The sequence below is a fragment of the Mesorhizobium sp. M0833 genome (assembly GCF_040319905.1).
Classification (GTDB): Bacteria; Pseudomonadota; Alphaproteobacteria; order Rhizobiales; family Rhizobiaceae; genus Mesorhizobium.
The window spans coordinates 86,104-104,440 of record NZ_JAMYOQ010000006.1; the positions used below are offsets into that span (position 1 = coordinate 86,104).

General features: G+C 62.2%; 14 protein-coding genes, 2 tRNA genes and 1 pseudogene. 15 read left to right on the forward strand and 2 right to left on the reverse strand.

The genetic code is table 11. The annotated features are described in order from the left end of the window. The first annotated feature begins 10 nt into the window (after positions 1 to 10). The 6 genes and pseudogenes from NKH98_RS09240 to NKH98_RS09265 all read left to right on the forward strand — a co-directional run bounded on the left by NKH98_RS09240 (position 11) and on the right by NKH98_RS09265 (position 5,705). Entirely contained in the window at positions 11 to 526 is a 516-nt protein-coding gene (locus NKH98_RS09240; RefSeq protein ID WP_352897840.1) for a cytochrome P460 family protein, read from the forward strand. A gap of 53 nt (positions 527 to 579) precedes the next feature. Next, positions 580 to 1,479 carry an oxidoreductase gene (locus NKH98_RS09245; protein WP_352897842.1) on the forward strand — a complete coding sequence of 300 codons (900 nt, stop codon included), beginning with the start codon at positions 580 to 582 and terminating at the stop codon, positions 1,477 to 1,479. A gap of 27 nt (positions 1,480 to 1,506) precedes the next feature. After that, a pseudogene (locus NKH98_RS09250) lies at positions 1,507 to 2,281 on the forward strand (alpha/beta fold hydrolase). A 410-nt stretch (positions 2,282 to 2,691) separates the two neighbouring features. Further along, complete coding sequence (locus NKH98_RS09255) at positions 2,692 to 4,569, forward strand: PAS domain-containing sensor histidine kinase (protein ID WP_352897844.1); 1,878 nt, start codon at positions 2,692 to 2,694, stop codon at positions 4,567 to 4,569. 14 nt (positions 4,570 to 4,583) lie between these two features. Continuing rightward, a complete protein-coding gene (locus NKH98_RS09260) occupies positions 4,584 to 5,222 on the forward strand; it encodes a response regulator transcription factor (RefSeq protein ID WP_352897846.1) in 639 nt (212 codons plus the stop codon). A gap of 114 nt (positions 5,223 to 5,336) precedes the next feature. Next, the gene (locus NKH98_RS09265; RefSeq protein ID WP_254818283.1) at positions 5,337 to 5,705 is read left to right on the forward strand and encodes a response regulator transcription factor; all 369 of its coding nucleotides are present in this window, start codon (positions 5,337 to 5,339) and stop codon (positions 5,703 to 5,705) included. A 474-nt stretch (positions 5,706 to 6,179) separates the two neighbouring features. Here NKH98_RS09265 and NKH98_RS09270 read toward each other — a convergent pair. Next, positions 6,180 to 6,254 (reverse strand) — tRNA-Asn (locus tag NKH98_RS09270). A 220-nt stretch (positions 6,255 to 6,474) separates the two neighbouring features. On the opposite strand from NKH98_RS09270, the gene NKH98_RS09275 reads away from it, so the two are divergent. Beyond that, complete coding sequence (locus NKH98_RS09275) at positions 6,475 to 6,735, forward strand: hypothetical protein (protein ID WP_254818304.1); 261 nt, start codon at positions 6,475 to 6,477, stop codon at positions 6,733 to 6,735. A gap of 55 nt (positions 6,736 to 6,790) precedes the next feature. Here NKH98_RS09275 and NKH98_RS09280 read toward each other — a convergent pair whose 3' ends face one another. Next, positions 6,791 to 6,991 carry a hypothetical protein gene (locus NKH98_RS09280; RefSeq protein ID WP_352897848.1) on the reverse strand — a complete coding sequence of 67 codons (201 nt, stop codon included), beginning with the start codon at positions 6,989 to 6,991 and terminating at the stop codon, positions 6,791 to 6,793. Between the two features lie 216 nt (positions 6,992 to 7,207). Here NKH98_RS09280 and NKH98_RS09285 point away from each other — a divergent pair. The 8 genes from NKH98_RS09285 to NKH98_RS09320 all read left to right on the forward strand — a co-directional run bounded on the left by NKH98_RS09285 (position 7,208) and on the right by NKH98_RS09320 (position 18,321). Then, positions 7,208 to 7,281, forward strand: a tRNA-Cys gene (locus NKH98_RS09285). An 89-nt stretch (positions 7,282 to 7,370) separates the two neighbouring features. After that, positions 7,371 to 8,039 (forward strand): protein-L-isoaspartate O-methyltransferase family protein, encoded by a 669-nt coding sequence (locus NKH98_RS09290; protein WP_352897849.1) that lies wholly within the window; start codon positions 7,371 to 7,373, stop codon positions 8,037 to 8,039. 186 nt (positions 8,040 to 8,225) lie between these two features. Beyond that, on the forward strand, positions 8,226 to 9,635 hold the full coding sequence (locus tag NKH98_RS09295) for a TolC family outer membrane protein (protein ID WP_502894220.1): 1,410 nt from the start codon (positions 8,226 to 8,228) through the stop codon (positions 9,633 to 9,635). Positions 9,636 to 9,834: 199 nt separating this feature from the next. After that, positions 9,835 to 10,722, forward strand: a complete 888-nt coding sequence (locus tag NKH98_RS09300) for a DUF2497 domain-containing protein (RefSeq protein WP_352897852.1) — start codon at positions 9,835 to 9,837, stop codon at positions 10,720 to 10,722. Positions 10,723 to 11,110: 388 nt separating this feature from the next. Then, entirely contained in the window at positions 11,111 to 13,894 is a 2,784-nt protein-coding gene (locus NKH98_RS09305; protein WP_352897854.1) for a valine--tRNA ligase, read from the forward strand. Between the two features lie 381 nt (positions 13,895 to 14,275). Beyond that, positions 14,276 to 15,496, forward strand: a complete 1,221-nt coding sequence (locus NKH98_RS09310; protein ID WP_352897856.1) for an OmpP1/FadL family transporter — start codon at positions 14,276 to 14,278, stop codon at positions 15,494 to 15,496. A gap of 277 nt (positions 15,497 to 15,773) precedes the next feature. After that, entirely contained in the window at positions 15,774 to 17,498 is a 1,725-nt protein-coding gene (ilvD, locus tag NKH98_RS09315) for a dihydroxy-acid dehydratase (RefSeq protein ID WP_352897858.1), read from the forward strand. Then, positions 17,485 to 18,321: a tetratricopeptide repeat protein gene (locus NKH98_RS09320; protein ID WP_023678939.1), complete on the forward strand. Its 837-nt coding sequence runs from the start codon at positions 17,485 to 17,487 to the stop codon at positions 18,319 to 18,321. Before ilvD ends, NKH98_RS09320 begins: the two co-directional genes overlap by 14 nt. The last annotated feature ends 16 nt before the right edge of the window (positions 18,322 to 18,337 follow it).

The following is an 18,337-nucleotide window of genomic DNA, read 5'->3' on the forward strand; positions in this document are numbered from 1 at the left end:
GAGAAGCGTGATGAAACGATATCTGGCCATTGCAGCCGTCGCAGCCTTGTCCGCGGCACTTGCGATCACATGCGTGGCGATTGACAGGGCCGGCGCCCAAGAGCCTTTGCAGGCATCCCCGATCTACGGGGTGACAATTCCGGATGGATACCGAAAATGGGAGCTGGTCGCGCCCGCGCTGGAAGGCGACCCGCTGAACGAACTCCGTGCGGTCGTCGGAAACGCGGTCGCACTGGACGCCTACAGGAAAGGCACGCTGCCGTTCCCCGATGGCAGCGTTCTCGTGAAGCTGGCCTGGAAGCGAATCCAGTCGGCGGAGTTCGAATCGGCATCCGTGCCGGGAGCGCCAACGACCGTGCAGGTGATGGTCAAGGATGCGAAGAAATACGCGGCGAGTGGCGGCTGGGGTTTCGGCCGTTTCATTGATGGCAAGCCGGTCGACCTAGCGCAGCACGAGACATGTTTCGCCTGCCACGAGGCCCGCGTCCAAAACCACGACTACGTCTTCACGCGCTACGCACCATAGCCACGCGCGTTTGGTGCAGAGCGCTTGGCGGCGAAAATGGAAAGGGACAACAAATGACGCAGAGATGGCTTATCACTGGGACTTCGAGAGGAACGGGCCGCGCGCTTGCCCAAGCAGTCCTCGAGGCCGGGCATAAGGTTATCGCAACGGCCCGCAATCCCGAACAGATATCCGACCTGGGCGCACGCTTCGGTGAATCGGTCAGGACCTTCCCCTTGGATGTAACTGATCCGAACGCCGCCGAGGCTGCGGTGAGGCTTGCCGTCGACACGTTCGGAGGGCTCGACGTGCTGGTCAACAACGCCGGGTATGGAAACGTCAATTCGGTAGAGGACACTGCACTGGAGGATTTTCGGAGGCAGATCGAGACAAACCTGTTCGGCACCATCATCGTGACCAAGGCCGCTATCCCCATCATGCGCGAGCAGCGCAGCGGGCACATCATCCAGTTTTCGTCCGTGGGAGGGCGTATCGGGGCTCCTGGACGCGCACCTTATTCGTCGGCGAAGTGGGCCATAGAGGGGTTCTCGGAATGCCTCGCCCGCGAAATGGGACTTGTCGGGGTGAAAGTCACCGTGATCGAGCCCGGCGGCATGCGAACCGATTTCTCCGGTGTATCGACCACCCTCAAGGAGGGCCGCCCCGAATATGATCGAGTGGTGGGCGAGACGGCCCCCATGCAGCGCAATTATGACGGTCGGCAACCGGGCGACCCGGCTCGCGTGGCCCAGGCCATCCTGAAGATAGCGGCAATGGATGATCCGCCATTCCGACTGCCAGTGGGAAGCGATGCCCTGAAGATTCTCGTGCAGGCGGATCTCAGAAGGCTGGAAGAGCTGGAACGGTGGCGGGAACTAAGCCAGTCGACCGACTTCCCTCGCGACGAAACGGACGACCGGTCGGGCTCTCGGCCTGCGTCGCCGCCTTTCCTCGCTCTGAACTCCGCTGTCTAATTATCTCCAACACGAAAGGACCACACAATGAAAACCTTACTGGCAGGGTTGGCCATCATTGCCGCCACTTTGGGCAGCGCACAGGCGCAATCCGGAAAGCCGACTGTCGTTCTGGTGCATGGCGCGTTTGCGGATGCGTCGAGTTGGAACGGCGTTGTCGCTATCCTCGAGAAGGACGGCTACTCCGTCGTGGCCGCGGCCAACCCCTTGCGTGGCGTCAAGAAAGACGGCGGCTATATAGCCTCTCTTGCCTCCAGCATCGAGGCTCCTGTCGTACTCGTCGGCCATTCGTATGGGGGTTCAGTGATCAGCGAAGCCGCCGCGGGCCAGGCGAATGTGAAGGCGCTGGTCTACGTCGCTGCCTTCGCACCGGAGGTCGGCGAAACGGCCGTGGAGCTTTCCGGCAAGTTTCCCGGCAGTTCGCTTGGCCCGACGCTCGCCAAGCCAGTCGCATTGTCCGAAGGCGGCTCGGATCTGTACATCCAGCAGGACAAGTTTCACGACCAGTTTGCAGCCGACGTCCCGGTCGGCGAAGCGAAGCTGATGGCGGCAACGCAACGCCCGATCACCGAAGCCGCTCTCAACGAACGCCAGGCCAATGCAGCCTGGAAAGCCATACCCAGCTGGTTCATCTACGGCGATGCCGACAAGAACATTCCGCCACGGGTCTCCGAGTTCATGGCTGAACGGGCTCATGCGCGCAAAACCGTCTCCGTCAAGGGCGCGTCCCATGTCGTGATGGTGTCGCACCCTGCCTGTGGCGGAGTTGATCGAGCAAGCCGCAGGCGAGACAGCGCCGTGAAGCCGAGCTTCATGAGGCCGATCACCGGAAGCGGGTAGCGTCGCCGTCGGGTGGGGCGGCCAGACGGCCGATCGACTGGCTGGGTCTCGGTCTGACAATCGTGCGTCAGGCCGCCGACCTGCTCCCCCCATCCGATCTGTGGCCAGTCGGTCGAGAACGATGGCTCGGTCTTTTGGGTTGAATTGCCATTCTACCTGCCCGAAAATGGGCTGTCAGAAGGCGGTGATATGACCTGGAGGGATTTCGAGGAATGCGGCCCCTTTGCGATAAGACCTTCCAGCCGGCCGAGCCGGTGAACGCCCGTGGCCGGATGGTCGGCTGTTTTGCTCATCTGCAGTACGCCGGGCCATCTCGGCGCTCGGCTCCCCAGGTTTGCCAAGCGACTTCGGTTCACTAAACCGAGACATAGCATGAGCAACAGCGTCTACCGCTTGGCGGCAGTCCTCCTTGCGCTTGGCATCTTCCTGTTCGACGTGCTGTCGCCGCTCGAGGGAGCGATCGCGGTACTCTACGTGCTCGTCGTACTCATTGCGGCCCGCACCTCGCGGCGAGCGGACGTATTGGTCGCCGCTGCTGGCGCCATCGTACTGACGGTGCTGGCCTATGTCATTTCCCACGGCATGGAGAGCTTCGGATCTCCCGCCTTACGCGCGGCCGTAAGCCTTGCGGCCATCGCCATCGCCACCGCGCTGGCGCTCCAGAGTCAGGCCGCCACGGAAACCCTGGCTGCGCAGGCTCGCTTGCTGAACCTCTCGCACGACATGATCTTCGTTCGCGACATCCGCGGTGTCATCACCTTTTGGAACGACGCTGCCGCGGAGGTCTATGGCTGGACCGCAGCCGAGGCGATCGGTCGGGTGGCGGACGAACTGCTCGGTACGAAATACCCTGCCGACCGGGCGGTGGTTGAAGCTGCATTGCTCAAAAGCGGGCGGTGGGAGGGGATCTTGGAGCATCAGACGCGAACCGGTGCGCGGCTCGTGCTGGACAGCCGCTGGGCGATACAGCGGGACCGCCACGGAAACGGCGTTGGCGTCCTGGAAACGCACACCGACATAACGGAGCGCCAGACAGCTCATGCAGCACTGGTCAGGAGTGAGCGGCGCTACAGGCGCATGTTCGATACAAGCCGGATCGGCGTCATCGAAGAAGACTGGAGCGCAGTCCAAGCCGAGCTTGCCAACGTAGCGGAGGAAGGGACCTCGATTGCCGACCATCTCGCCGCCAACCCGGACTTCTACACGCGCGCCAGACGACTCATCAGAATCGTGGACGTCAATGCAGCGCTCCTGTCCATGCTTTCAGTGGATGATCGCACGCAGTTCCTGAACACGCTGGACGATGTCCTGGGTGCGGCCGATACGACTTTCCCGGGCGCGCTCGTTGCGTTTGCGCGCGGTGACGCCTTCTATGAGGGGGAGACGGAGATGGTCTCGAGCGACGGGAAGGCCGTCCCTGTGCTGTTCACCATCACCTTTCCCTCTTCACCTGACGACAGCGACAAGGCTCTGGTATACGTAGTGGACATCACGGACCGTAAGCGCGCCCAGGACGCTATCCAGCAGGCACAGGCCGAACTCGCCCACGCCGCGCGCGTCGCCACACTCGGTGAGCTGACCGCGTCGATTGCGCACGAGGTCAGCCAGCCGCTCATGGCGGTGGTGACGAACGGCGAGGCAGGGATGCGCTGGCTCCGCCGCGATCCGCCCGAGCTCAACGAGGTGGAGTTCGCGCTCGGGCGCGCTGTCGCCGAGGGGCGAAGGGCAAGCGACATCGTGAAGCGCATCAGGGCTTTCCTGAAGAAGGCGCCGTCACATCGAGACGAACTGGCCTTGTCCGCATTGGTGGAAGACGCCGTGGCGCTCGTCCAGCGTGAGATTGCGAAGGCCAACATACAGCTCAAGATCGACCTGCAACCTCACCTTCCCAACATACGCGGTGACCGCGTTCAGCTGCAGCAAGTCCTGGTCAACCTCATGATCAATGCGGCGCACGCCATGGCCGGGCAGGACGGCGCGCGCATGCAGTTCATAACCGCCGCCAAAACCGAGGTGGACGACATCGAGATCATCATGCAGGACACCGGGCCGGGAATACCGAATGAGCATCTTCAGCGATTGTTCGAACCGTTTTTCACGACCAAGCAGGACGGCATGGGAATGGGCCTTGCCATATGCAAGACAACGATTGAGGCGCATGGCGGGCGAATGACAGTTGAGAGCCTGCCGCGGCAGGGCGCGACGTTCCGCGTGACCCTACCCTCCGTCGATGCAAGCGCGACCGCATGAACAGGGCTACTTCCATGAAAGTTGCTTCGTCTCCGACAGAGCCATCTCCCTTTGTTGTCGTCGTCGATGACGACCCGGGCGTGCGCGACGCACTCGACAGCCTGTTCCGTTCGGTCGGGATGTCGACCTACTTGTTCGGCAGTCCGGCCGAGATGATTCAAGCCAGCCTTCCCCAGTCGCCGGGCTGCATCATCCTCGATGTCCGTCTGCCGGGCGTCAGCGGCCTGGACTTCCAGTCGCAGATGACGAAACAGGGAATCGAACTGCCGGTGGTCTTCATGACCGGTCACGGCGATATTCCGATGACGGTCCGAGCCATGAAAGCCGGCGCCGTCGATTTCCTCTCAAAGCCGTTTCGCGACCAGGACATGCTGGACGCGGTAACAAGCGCGATCGAGCGGGATCGGGTCAGGAGGGTCGAGCGCACGGAGAGCGATCGCCTGCGAGCGGAATATGAAACGTTGACGCCGCGCGAGCGCGAGGTAATGGGTCATGTCGTCGCCGGCCTGATGAACAAGCAGGTGGCGGGCGTGATCGGGCTTTCGGAAATCACGGTGAAGATCCATCGCGGCAATGTCATGCGCAAGATGGGCGTCCGCACGCTCGCGGACCTTGTTCGCAAGGCAGAGGCGCTGGGTATTTCAGGTCGCTGACCGGCGTGGTGCAAACCTCCGTATGATTTCCTTTCGGGCCAATGTGCCTCATGGATGACGGGTGGCTCTGTGGAGATGACCTGCTGCAATCGAGCGGCATGAACGCCTTTGATTATGCTCAAGATTCCCAAGATTGCGATCGTCGATGACGATGACGGAGTGCGAAGCTCGCTCGCCAGCCTGCTCAGATCTCTCGGCTATGAAGTGTGTGGCTATGCGTCGGCGCTCGAATTTCTTGACGATAAAATTGCCGACGATCCTGGCTGCATGATCACTGACATCCAGATGCCCGGAATGTCGGGCGACGAACTTCAGGCGGAGCTGATAGCAAGAGGCCGGATTTTTCCGATGATCTTCATGACGGCTTTCCCAAACGAGGCGACGCGAAACAAGGTGATGGCTGCAGGCGCCCGTGCGTTTCTGGAGAAACCAGTTGAAGCTGATGCGATTACAAGCTGCCTGGAACTACTTCCTCGAGACTAGCCAACTTCTGGCGCGCGGTTCGGGAAGTAGCACACAAAGGAGTTGCAAGTACCCCAACAATACGAGTTCAAACTCAAACGCACTCGCGCGCCCCCGGCGTCTGCTTTTAGGAACGGAGAATAGATACCCGAAAGTCCGATATTAGGCGCGAAGCAGTCGTCCAGCGACAGCCTGACAGTGGTCGCTTGGTCAATTCTTCCGGTTCTTGAGCTGGACGGTTTCGTCAGCCGAATCTATGTAACGGCTTGTTTCGGCGCAATCGCGCCGGGTGCAAGTCTTTTCACAATGTCGCCGCCGAATCTAGGATGAGGGCCTTGCAAGCCTAGGCGAGGGTAGGGCGCTACGCTAGCTTACCGCTGACTTCGATCGGCCTCTCCGCTGTTTGCCGCCATTGTAGCACACTGGAGCGGATCGTAGCGCAGGGAAAAATCGCACGCTGGCGCGCAATATCGCGCCATAGCGCAGAAGAGGCGGTGGCTCCCCGGGCCGGATTCGAACCAGCGACCAACCGGTTAACAGCCGGTTGCTCTACCACTGAGCTACCGGGGAACAGAGGCTCTTGCGTGAGTGGGGCAGCCTATAGCAAACCCGTTTCGGCTTTGCAAAGAAGCATTTCGCATTTTTTCGACGCTTTTTGGCGCGAGGCTTCCTGGCAGTGGCCGGCAAGCGCCCTCATATGAGCTGTCTCTCGCCTGTCACGGAACGGAAAAGGCCGTTGCGGCTTTCTCCGGGTGATGGTGCTACTGAAGCAAACGGATCGATATTTCACATGACGGCAATGAGCGACGACCAGCCACCGGCCCGGAAAATCTCGGTCTTCGGCCGCCAGTTCACCATGCCGCGCTCGCGCGGCCTCCGGATTGCGATCGGCGTCGTGCTGATCATCGGCGGCATTCTCGGCTTCCTGCCGATCCTGGGTTTCTGGATGGTGCCGATCGGATTACTGGTGCTCTCCTACGAATTCGCGTTGGTGCGCCGACACCGGCGCCGCTTCGTCGTCTGGTGGGAGCGACGCCGCCGGCCGGATTGAGGTTGCCCTGCTGACAGGCGGGAAACAGGGCAATTGTTTGAGAGCGGCGTGGTCATCACCGAGGCTGGTCGAAACAGCTTTCCAGGCGTTCGCAGAGCTCGTTGAGAACGGCGGTAGCCGATGCCAGCCGCGCCAGGTCGCGCGGCGGCAGGCTGTTTGCGCCTTCTATGCTGAGGCGATCGATGGCATAGCGCACAAGCTCTGCAGACTGCGACAATCCGCGCGGTGTGCCGTCTTTCGTAGCTGCTCGACCCATGGCGGAACTCTCCTTTCTGCCCAACGTGGCCGCCGGTTTCGGGTTCCTGTCGCCGAGGATCATCCTTAACGATAAGCTAATATTTTATTGCTAGCATGGCATTGCATTGATAAGCAGTGCCTCGATGTCGGAAGAACCGTTGGGAATGCATGGTGGCCGCTTGACGGCATTTTCGCCGCAACCTATTGGAGCCGGGTGGAACGCCGGGAGCAATGAGGCCTCGTGGCGGAGTGGTTACGCAGAGGACTGCAAATCCTTGCACCCCGGTTCGATTCCGGGCGAGGCCTCCAATGCCCGAGCTCCCGCGCGTCAGCGCCAGGGGGCTTCAGTTCCGGTCGAAACAGCCGCGGCCTTTGCGCGGCAAGCGGATGGTTGGAACATGAGCGCTGATTTTGCCGAACGCCGGGTGAAGATGGTCGACGGCCAGATCCGCACCACCGACGTGACCAGCGCACCGCTGCTCGAGGCTATGCTTGTCGTGCCGCGCGAGGCCTTTGTTGCCCCCGGCCAGCGTGACCTTGCCTATATCGACGAGGACATCCGCATCGCCGATACGGCCGATGGTCCGCGCTATCTGATGGAACCATCGCCATTGGCCAAGCTGATGCAGCTGGCCGATATCGGCCCAAGCGATTCGGCACTCGATGTCGGCTGCGGCACCGGCTATGCGGCGGCGATCCTGTCGCGGCTGGCAAGGTCCGTGGTCGCGCTGGAAAGTAATCCGGCGCTGGCCGAGACCGCCACTTCGACGCTTGCGGCGCTGGGTTGCGGCAATGTCACCGTGGTCCAGGGACCGCTGCCGCAAGGCCATGCCGCCAATGGGCCTTACGACGTCATCCTGATCGGTGGCAGCGTCGGCGAGGTGCCGGCGGCGCTGTTCGACCAGCTTGCCGAAGGCGGCCGACTCGTCGCCGTGGAAGGGCAGGGCAATTCGGGCGTAGCCCGGCTTTTTTTTAAGACTGGGGGGGTTGTAACGGGAAGACGCGCATTTAATGCGGCAATTAAGCCACTACCAGGATTCGAACGCATTCCCGCCTTCGAATTCTGAGTGATTTTGCCTTGCAGCGAAGGCGTTGTCATGATCGCTTGCGTTTGAACAATCGTTGCTGATCTGCATAACCGGGCGTTTCTGGGGGCTTTCAGCGGGGGAACGATAAAAAACGCGGCGCCGGCTGATCAGAAGGAGAAGCCAGCGTGGCGCAGTTCCCGTGCAAAACGAATGAGGGAATATAACGTGCCGTCTGTACGCAAGTTACTTTTTACCGCCGTCCTCGTTTCGGCGACCGCGCTGTCTCCACTGGCCGCCTCGGCCGAAACTATTCTCGGGGCCCTTTCAAAGGCCTATCAGAACAATTCCTCGCTTAATTCTTCACGCGCCGGCGTTCGCGTCACCGACGAGGGCGTTGCCATCGCCAAGTCCGGCTGGCGCCCCACCATCACCGGTTCCGGAAGTATTGATTATTCCAGCAGCCATCTCAATGCGCGCGGCAATGCCCCCGGGTTGAACCGTAGCATCAGCCTGACGACGGGCAATTTTGGCGTTGAGATTGACCAGACGCTGTTCGACGGTTTTCAGACCAGGAACAATGTGGCGGCCGCCGAAGCGCGGGTCCGCGCTTCGTTCGAAAGCCTGCGCAACGCCGAAGAAAACACTCTTTTCAACGCGGCAAGTGCCTATATGGACGTTATCCGCGACCGCCAGGTCGCCGTGCTGACCGAACAGAATCTGCAATTCCTGACCGAACAGGCGCGTGCGGCGCGGTCGCGCTTCGAGGTCGGCGAAGGTACGCGCACCGACGTCGCGCAAGCCGACGCCCAGCGTGCCTCCGCGGTGGCGCAGTTGAGCGCCGCCCGCGCGACGGCGCTGGCAAGTGCCGCGACCTATCGCCAGATCGTCGGCGACGAGCCGGGCAGGCTCAGGCCGGCCGCGCCGGTGTCGAAACTGTTGCCGTCGAGCCTCGATGCGGCGATCGCGATCGCGTCGGCCGAGCATCCGGCCATTCTCGCCACCGCGCATCTGGTCGACGCGGCGGCGTTTTCGGTGAAGTCGGCGGAAGGCGCGCTGCTGCCGCAGCTCTCGGCGTCGGCGGGTGTTTCGAGCGCCTATCGCCACACGCAACCCCCCGACTTCGGCGCGGGTCAAGACGGGACGACCACTTCGGCCAGCATCGGCGCGACACTGACCGTGCCGATCTATTCCGGCGGCCGCACTTCGGCACTGGTTCGCCAATCAAAGGAATCACTTAGCCAGGCCCGTATCGAGGTCGATGTCAGCCGCGACACAGTGCGCCAGGCTGTGACCTCCGCATGGTCGCAATACACCGCCGCGCAGCAAAGCGTCACGGCCAATCGGCAGGTGGTCGCAGCCGCACAGCTTGCCCTGAACGGCGTCATCGAGGAGCGCAATGTCGGCCAGCGCACCACGCTCGACGTGCTCAACGCGCAGGCGACGCTCATCACCGCCAAGATCAATCTTGTCAGCGCCGAACGCGACGTTGTGGTGGCGAGCTATGCCATCCTCTCGGCGGTTGGCCATTTGTCGGCAGACCGGCTTGCGCTTAACGTGACGAAGTACAGGCCGGAAGAGCATTACAACGCCGTCAAGGACAAGTGGATCGGCCTGCGCACGCCGGACGGCCGCTGATCGCCAGGCCGTGTCTTCAGCCCGCGCTCGAACGACGCGCGGGCTTCAACTCCCGACCCTAATCTGTTGAAATCCGAGATGTCGCCAGATTGGGGATTCTCGCAAGGCGTTCCGTCGGTTACGCTGTTGCCATGATTCGAATCCGGCGTTTGCCGGACAGGAAATCTGAGAACGAGTCACAAGGGCGGCGGATGTGACGATGGCGACGGCGAGCAGCGTACAGCGCGAACCTTCCATGGAAGAGATACTGGCTTCCATCAGAAGGATCATCGAGGACAGCGATACCGGCCGCAAGCAGCCGGGCGAAGCGGACGAGCTGCGCCAGGATCTGCAACCGGCACCCGGAGCCGGACGCACAGCAGAGGCGGATGCGTTCCGCTCCGAACTGCGCGGCGGACTGGAGATCGCCAAGCCGGCCACGCGGGCCGAGGTGCAGCCAACGGCCGGACCGGTTATTGAGCGCCTGGAAACGCCGCTGCGCCCCGGCCCGGTAAAAGCACCGGTGACGCTGGCTGAGGTGAACGCCGCTCCCGCACCGGCCGCAAAGCCGGATTGGCCTGCGATGGCCAAGGCTGCCGAGACGACCGACACCATCATTGCCGATTGGCGGCGCGAGATCGCTGCGGTCGGCGACGCGATGGCCAAGCCGGAGCGCGCCGAGCGACCCAGGCCGGACGCCGAGCCGAAAGCCGAGGTTTTCGGGAACGAGGCGACTGCTGGACCTGCGCCGGAGCCTTCGGAAATTGGGCCGGAGCTTTCGGAAAGCGGCCCGGATTCTTCGGAACTCGGCCCGGAATCTTCGAAAATCGGCCCGGAATCTTCGAAAGTCGGATTGGCGCGTCCGGCGGCCAGCGAGCCGCCGCCCGCACGTCCGGCGATCCTTTCGGAGCATACGGGCCGGCAGGTTGCCGCCGCCTTCGGCGAGCTTTCCGACGCGTTTGCCAGCCGCAGCAAGAAGACCTTCGACGAGATGGCCGAGGAGATGCTGCGGCCCATGCTGCAGGACTGGCTGGACAACAACCTGCCGACGCTGGTCGAGCGGCTGGTGCGCGAGGAAATCGAGCGCGTCGCGCGCGGCGCACAATAGCAGTTCGGAGGAAACGCCGCCGATAGGCGGCTCGACCGGCGAATTGTCGAAGTCGGCGCCGCCTCTCATCCGCCTGCCGCACCTTCTCCCGCATAGTGAGAGGGAGAAGGAGCTGACCGCAACCGCGGCGCCTTTTCCGCAACGTTCGTGATTGGCGAAAGCTTCGGTACAGGCGTCTTTCGCCCGTCACCATACGGGGAGAAATGCCCGGCAAGGCAATGAGGGGCGGCGTAAACCTGAAGCGATTGCCTTGCAACATTCAGTTGCGCGAGTTGCACCGAACCATCCCGGCGCTATCTATTGGCCATGCCGCCCTTGCGGTTGACTTGGCAACAACCTTCCGATTTACACCGGACCACAAATTCCGGACAGCGCGGACCGTTCTCCCATGCTCGAAAAGACCTACGACGCCAAAGCCGTCGAGCCGAAGATTGCCAGGATCTGGGAAGAGGCCGACGCGTTTCGGGCCGGCGCCGGGGCCGAGGAGGGGGCTGAAGCCTTCACCATCGTCATCCCGCCGCCGAACGTCACCGGCTCGCTGCATATGGGCCACGCGCTCAACAACACGCTGCAGGACATTCTGGTGCGCTTCGAACGCATGCGCGGCAAGAACGTGCTGTGGCAGCCGGGGATGGATCATGCCGGCATCGCCACGCAGATGGTGGTCGAGCGCCAGCTGATGGAAAAGCAGATCCACCGCCGCGACCTGACGCGCGATGAGTTCATCGACAAGGTGTGGGAGTGGAAGGCCGAGTCCGGAGGCGCCATCCTCAACCAGTTGAAGCGGCTCGGGGCCTCGGCCGACTGGAGCCGGGAGCGCTTCACCATGGACGAGGGCCTGTCGAAGGCCGTGCTCGAAGTGTTCGTGACGCTCTACAAGGAAGGGCTGATCTACAAGGACAAGCGCCTTGTGAACTGGGACCCGAAGCTGTTGACCGCCATCTCGGATCTCGAGGTCGAGCAGCAGGAAGTCAACGGCAACCTCTGGCACTTCCGCTATCCGGTTGAAGGCATGACCTTCGATCCGGAAAATCCGAAGACCTTCATCACCGTTGCGACGACCCGGCCGGAGACGATGCTGGGCGATACGGCTGTCGCAGTCCACCCCGACGACGAGCGTTTCCGGCATCTTGTCGGCAAGAAACTCATCCTGCCGATCGTCGGCCGCAGGATCCCGGTGGTCGCGGACGAGTATTCCGATCCCGAAAAAGGCAGCGGTGCGGTCAAGATCACGCCGGCGCATGACTTCAACGATTTCGAGGTCGGCAAGCGCCACCGGCTGCCGGCGGTCAACGTCCTCACCGTCAATGCGGCGGTGAGCCTCAAGGACAATGAGGACTTTCTCGCCGGACTGGAAGTGACGCCGGAGCACCAGGCCGTATGGGACAGCCTCGACGGCCTGGACCGTTTCGACGCGCGCAAGAAGATCGTCGAGTTGATGGAGGCGGGCGGCTTTCTCGAGAAGGTCGAGCCGCATCGCCACACGGTGCCGCACGGCGACCGCGGCGGCGTGCCGATCGAGCCGTTTCTGACCGACCAATGGTATGTCAATGCGGCGGAACTGGCCAAGCCGGCGATCGCCTCGGTGCGCGAGAGCCGTACCAATTTCGTGCCCAAAAACTGGGAAAAGACCTATTTCGACTGGATGGAGAACATCCAGCCCTGGTGCATTTCGCGCCAGCTCTGGTGGGGCCACCAGATCCCTGCCTGGTATGGGCCGGACGGGCATGTCTTTGTCGAAAAGACCGAGGAAGAAGCCCTCGGTGCCGCCGTCGAATATTATCTGGCGCTGGAAGGGCCGTGGAAGGCCTGGGTCGAGGACAAGCTCGAGAATTTCCAGCCTGGCGAGATCCTGACCCGCGACGAGGACGTGCTCGATACATGGTTCTCGTCGGCGCTGTGGCCGTTCTCGACGCTTGGCTGGCCAGACCAGACGCCGGAGCTGAAGACTTATTACCCGACCGACGTGCTGGTGACCGGTTTCGACATCATCTTCTTCTGGGTCGCCCGCATGATGATGATGGGCCTGCATTTCATGGATCAGGAGCCGTTTCATACCGTCTATGTCCATGCGTTGGTTCGCGACAAGAACGGGCAGAAGATGTCGAAGTCGAAAGGCAACGTCATCGATCCGCTCGAGCTCATCGACGAATACGGCGCCGATGCGCTGCGCTTCACCTTGACGGTGATGGCAGCGCAAGGGCGCGACGTTAAGCTCGATCCGGCCCGCATTGCAGGTTATCGCAATTTCGGCACCAAGCTGTGGAACGCGACGCGCTTCGCCGAGATGAACGAAGTGGCGCGCGACGACGATTTCTGGCTGCAGGACGCCAAGCTGGCGGTCAACCGCTGGATCCTGACGGAGCTGACGCGAGCCGCGCGGGACATAACCGACGGCATCACCTCATACCGCTTCAACGATGCGGCGGGTGCCGCCTACCGGTTCGTCTGGAACCAGTTCTGCGACTGGTACCTGGAACTGCTGAAGCCGGTGTTCATGGGCACCGACGAGACCGCCAAGGCCGAGAGCAGGGCATGCGTCGCTTTCGTGCTGGACGAGATCTATAAGCTGCTGCATCCGATGATGCCGTTCATGACCGAGGAACTGTGGGCCGAAACCGCCGGCGAGGGCAGGCAACGGCCATCGCTGCTTTGTCATGCGGCATGGCCGTCACCCGACTTCGAGGACGAGGCGGCCGCCGCCGACATCAACTGGCTGGTCGATCTCGTCTCCGGCATCCGCTCGGTGCGTTCGGAGATGAACGTGCCGCCGGCGGCTATCGCACCGCTCGTGGTGATCGGCGCCAACGAAACGACGCGCGAAAGGCTCGAGCGTCAGGGCTCGGCCATCAAGCGTCTGGCGCGGGTCGGCGACATCTCGCTCGCGGAGGCGCCACCCAGGGGATCCGCTCAGATCGTCGTCAACGAGGCGACCATCTGCCTGCCGCTCGGCAGCCTGATCGACCTTGCCGCCGAGGCAGCGCGCCTGCACAAGGAGCTTGCCAAGGTGACCGAGGAAATAGCGCGGCTCTACAAGAAGCTGTCCAACGAGAAATTCGTCGCCAACGCGCCGGAAGAGGTAGTGGAGGCCGAGCGTGAAAAACTCGCCGAATATCGCGAGGCGCAAGAGAAGCTTTCGGTCGCATTGGCGCGGGTGCGCGATGCGGGCTGATCAAACAAACTGGGCCGGCTGGCCGCAATAGATTCGCCGGTCACGAATCTGCTTTCCAACTAGGCCGCCTGCCACGAAAACAGGCATTCCGCAGCGTAAATCTTGAGGCAAACTGAGTGTTTTTGCCCCATTGTTGCCATAATGTAACAATGGCCGGGCGGGCAGGCAAAATTCCCTGTTCCCTGGTGATTTAGGCGGTTTTCCCGAGTTTTCTCGTCGATTTGTATTGAGGCGGCCATTTTCCCGCCTCGGTAAGAAGGCCGACACCTTGTCGGAAATGCGTTCCGCCAAGGTATACATGTACGCACGGCGAATTCGTTGTTGCGCCGTTAACCTGAATTGGTTCTAGCTTGATGCAAGGACATTTTGGGGAGGAGATTCATGTGTTGTTCGCGTCTGAACGTGCTGCTGGGCGCGGGGGCTTTTTCGCTGGCTTTTGCCGGGACGGTGCAAGCCGGGGGCTTTGATCGGGGCGGCGTCAACATCGACCAGCTGTTCGACGCGGCGCCATATTCGTTCGATGCGGGCGTCACCTATGTTTCGCCACAGCGCAAGCTGAAGAACGTGCAGCGCCTGGATGGCTCGGGATTGTCGACGTCGGCGGTGGATGTTGGTGGCGACTATGCGGTGCCGCATGTCGGCATCAAGGCCAACATCTTTGAGCCCGTAGACTGTCTTGCCACCTATACGAGACCGTATGGTGCGGACGCAAATTTCGGCATGAACAACGCCTATTCGCCGACAGCGGTCAAATACGCCGTCGACACAGACGATTTCGGTCTCACCTGCTCCTATAAGGTGAACGTCGGCAAGGGCGCCATACGATTCATCGGCGGTGTCTCCTACCAGCAGGTAGACGCGTTTCTTTCCCGTCAGACACTGCTCGCCTTCGGCAATACCGGCCTCGGCATCTTCAAACTATCCGACGAGGCATGGGGTTGGCGTGCGGGCGCAGCCTATGAGATCCCCGAGATCGCTCTGCGCGCCAGCCTGATGTACTCTTCGAGCTACAAATATGACGGGCTGTCGGGAACCGTCGACACGACCGGCTTCAGGGGCGCCTTTCCAGCGGATCTGATTCCCGGCTCTACCGGCGTGTACCCAGTCTCGGCGTCGGCTGAGATACCTCAAGCTCTGGAATTCAAGCTGCAGAGCGGCATAGCTCCTGGCTGGCTGGCCTTTGGTTCCGTCCGCTGGCAGGAGTGGAGCAAGCTTGGCGTCATTGCCATCAATGGCGTGCGCAGTCCGGTGACCGGTGCTCCCTCGCCCGTTTCATTCGATCTGCTTTATCGCGACGGCTGGACGGTCACCGGCGGTATCGGTCACAAGTTCACCGATCAATTGTCGGGCGTGGTTTCGCTGACCTGGGATCGCGGCACCTCGACGACCTCCGGCTATCAGTCGGATACCTGGGCCGTGGCCAGCGGCGTCTCCTATTCGCCGAACGACCAGATCGAGGTCAGGCTCGGCGGCTCGATTGGTGTGCTGACGAGCGGGTCATCGACTTTCAGCGGTGTCGGCGACGAGGCAAATGCCGTCACCTACACTTACGACAACGACCTGCTTCTCGCCGGTTCGGCTTCCGTCAAGATCAAGTTCTAACCACGGATTTTTAAACGACAAAACGGCCGGGCACTGCCCGGTCGGTTCGTTCGGCGCTCGTCCGGCATTCGGCGGCGCAACAATTGCCCCCAAAGATGTTCGCTCCTGTAATTGTGACGTTTTGGCAACAGTTTCTGAACAACCCTCGCGCCACCCGGCCGCCCGGGAACATTGCCCATTTCCCGCCATAAACGCGGCGCACCTCGAATTTGTCTCGGGACACGCGCCAAAAGGCTAGGCGAAGAGGCAGGCCGCACCGCCCGCGGCAAGGACGAGTATGGACACCAGAGCGATCTCCAAGGCCAAGCTGCCGAGCCGCCACGTGACCGTTGGTCCCGAGCGGGCGCCGCATCGCTCCTACCTCTATGCTATGGGGCTGTCGGCGGCCGAGATCGCGCAGCCGCTGGTCGGTGTCGCCAGCTGCTGGAACGAAGCCGCGCCCTGCAACATCTCGCTGATGCGCCAGGCGCAAGTGGTCAAGAAGGGCGTGGCGGCGGCCAACGGCACGCCACGCGAATTCTGCACCATCACCGTCACCGACGGCATCGCCATGGGTCATCAGGGCATGAAGTCGTCGCTGGTGTCACGCGAGGTCATTGCCGACTCGGTCGAGCTCACCATGCGCGGCCATTGCTACGATGCGCTGGTCGGATTGGCCGGTTGCGACAAGTCGCTGCCCGGCATGATGATGGCCATGGTGCGCCTCAACGTACCGTCGATCTTCATCTATGGCGGCTCGATACTGCCCGGCAGCTACCGTGGCCGGCAGATCACCGTGCAGGACGTGTTCGAGGCGGTGGGCCAGCACTCGGTCGGCACCATCGGCGACGCCGAGCTGCTCGAGATCGAGCAAGCCGCCTGTCCGTCGGCCGGCTCCTGCGGCGCCCAGTTCACCGCCAACACCATGGCCACCGTCGCTGAGGCGATCGGCCTGGCGCTGCCCTATTCCTGCGGCGCGCCTGCACCCTACGAGATGCGTGACCGTTTCAATTTCGCTTCCGGCGAAAAGATCATGGAGCTGATCGCAAGGAACATCCGCCCGCGCGACATCGTTACCATAGAAGCGTTGGAGAATGCCGCGACCGTGGTCTCGGCCACCGGCGGCTCGACCAACGCGGCGCTGCATCTGCCGGCGATCGCGCACGAGGCCGGGATAAAGTTCGATCTTTTCGACGTGGCCAGGATATTTGAGAAGACACCCTACATCGCCGACCTCAAGCCGGGCGGCAAGTACGTCGCCAAGGACATGTTCGAGGCCGGCGGCATTCCGCTCTTGATGAAGACGCTGCTCGACCATGGCTACCTTCATGGCGATTGCCTGACGGTGACTGGCCGCACTTTGGCCGAAAATATGGAACATGTTTCCTGGAATGACAGCCAGGATGTGGTCCGTCCCGCCAACAGGCCGATTACCCAGACCGGCGGGGTCGTGGGCTTGAAGGGTAACCTTGCCCCCGAAGGCGCGATCGTGAAGGTCGCCGGCATGACGGAGCTGAAATTCTCGGGTCCGGCGCGCTGCTTCGATTCGGAAGAGGAATGTTTCGAAGCGGTTACGCATCGCAACTATAGGGAAGGCGAGGTTCTCGTCATCCGCTACGAGGGTCCGCGCGGCGGCCCGGGCATGCGCGAAATGCTGTCGACGACGGCGGCTCTCTACGGCCAGGGCATGGGCGGCAAGGTGGCGCTCATCACCGACGGGCGTTTTTCGGGCGCAACGCGCGGTTTCTGCATCGGCCATGTCGGGCCGGAAGCGGCAGTGGGCGGCCCGATCGGGCTGCTTAGGGATGGCGACTTGATCTCGATCGATGCGGTGAACGGCACGATCGAGGTTGCATTGTCCAAAGCCGAACTGGCGTCGAGGGCAAAGGCATGGAAGGCGCGCACCACGGACTATCAGTCGGGCGCGATCTGGAAATACGCACAGACGGTCGGATCTGCCCGCGACGGCGCGGTCACCCATCCCGGCGGTGCCAAAGAAACACACTGCTATGCGGACATCTGAGTTGTTGAGGTCGTCTGTTCTTTCGGCACTGGTTGCGCTCGCCACGTTTGGCGCGACCTTGGGCGCCGTCGGCCAGGCCATGGCCTTCGACGACAAGGTGTTCGACGACAAGACCGGCGTGAAGCCGCAGTCGAGCCCGTGGGCGGTGTTCCAGTTCGGCTTTTCCGCCTACAAGAACGGCCATAAGGAGCAGGCCGCGGAAGCCTATAAATATGCCGCCGAGAACGGCCAGATCGGCGCCACCTGGAAGCTTGCGCGCATGTATGCCGAAGGCGATGGCGTGGCGCGAGACGACTACGCGGCGTTCAAGTTCTTCTCAGAGATCGTCGACCAGGATGTCGAGCCCGGTTCGCCCGAGGAAAGCTATGTTTCGGACGCACTGGTGGCGCTTGGCGACTATCTGAGGAAGGGTATTCCCGGCAGCCCCGTCGAGGAGAACGAGGTTGCGGCCCAGGAATATTACATGCGTGCCGCCGCCAACTACCGCAATCCGAACGCCCAGTTCGAGATGGGCCAGATGTTCCTCAAGGGTGAGGGCGGCGTCAAGGCCAGCGTCAAGCAGGCCGGACGCTGGTTCCAGCTGGCGGCCGAAAAGGGCCATGCGGGCGCGCAGGCGACGCTCGGCAACCTGCTCTTCCAAAGCGGCAAGATAGTGCGGGGGCTGGCGATGATGACCGCGGCGCTCGAACGAGCCTCACCTGCCGACCAGCCATGGATCCGCGGCATGCAGGAAGAAGCGTTTGCCGCCGCCGGCGAAGCCGACCGCCGCACCGCGATCTCGCTGGCCGACGACATCCTCACCAAGGGTGGCGGCGACCAGTAGGCCGGCAGAAATTCCG

Bases quoted from the DNA above. Each gene is read 5' to 3' on its own strand.
- NKH98_RS09240 (WP_352897840.1), top strand. From the start codon at position 11: ATGAAACGATATCTGGCCATTGCAGCCGTCGCAGCCTTGTCCGCGGCA.
- NKH98_RS09245 (WP_352897842.1), top strand. From the start codon at position 580: ATGACGCAGAGATGGCTTATCACTGGGACTTCGAGAGGAACGGGCCGC.
- NKH98_RS09255 (WP_352897844.1), top strand. From the start codon at position 2,692: ATGAGCAACAGCGTCTACCGCTTGGCGGCAGTCCTCCTTGCGCTTGGC.
- NKH98_RS09260 (WP_352897846.1), top strand. From the start codon at position 4,584: ATGAAAGTTGCTTCGTCTCCGACAGAGCCATCTCCCTTTGTTGTCGTC.
- NKH98_RS09265 (WP_254818283.1), top strand. From the start codon at position 5,337: ATGCTCAAGATTCCCAAGATTGCGATCGTCGATGACGATGACGGAGTG.
- NKH98_RS09275 (WP_254818304.1), top strand. From the start codon at position 6,475: ATGACGGCAATGAGCGACGACCAGCCACCGGCCCGGAAAATCTCGGTC.
- NKH98_RS09280 (WP_352897848.1), bottom strand. From the start codon at position 6,991: ATGGGTCGAGCAGCTACGAAAGACGGCACACCGCGCGGATTGTCGCAG.
- NKH98_RS09290 (WP_352897849.1), top strand. From the start codon at position 7,371: ATGAGCGCTGATTTTGCCGAACGCCGGGTGAAGATGGTCGACGGCCAG.
- NKH98_RS09300 (WP_352897852.1), top strand. From the start codon at position 9,835: ATGGCGACGGCGAGCAGCGTACAGCGCGAACCTTCCATGGAAGAGATA.
- NKH98_RS09305 (WP_352897854.1), top strand. From the start codon at position 11,111: ATGCTCGAAAAGACCTACGACGCCAAAGCCGTCGAGCCGAAGATTGCC.
- NKH98_RS09310 (WP_352897856.1), top strand. From the start codon at position 14,276: ATGTGTTGTTCGCGTCTGAACGTGCTGCTGGGCGCGGGGGCTTTTTCG.
- ilvD (WP_352897858.1), top strand. From the start codon at position 15,774: ATGGACACCAGAGCGATCTCCAAGGCCAAGCTGCCGAGCCGCCACGTG.
- NKH98_RS09320 (WP_023678939.1), top strand. From the start codon at position 17,485: ATGCGGACATCTGAGTTGTTGAGGTCGTCTGTTCTTTCGGCACTGGTT.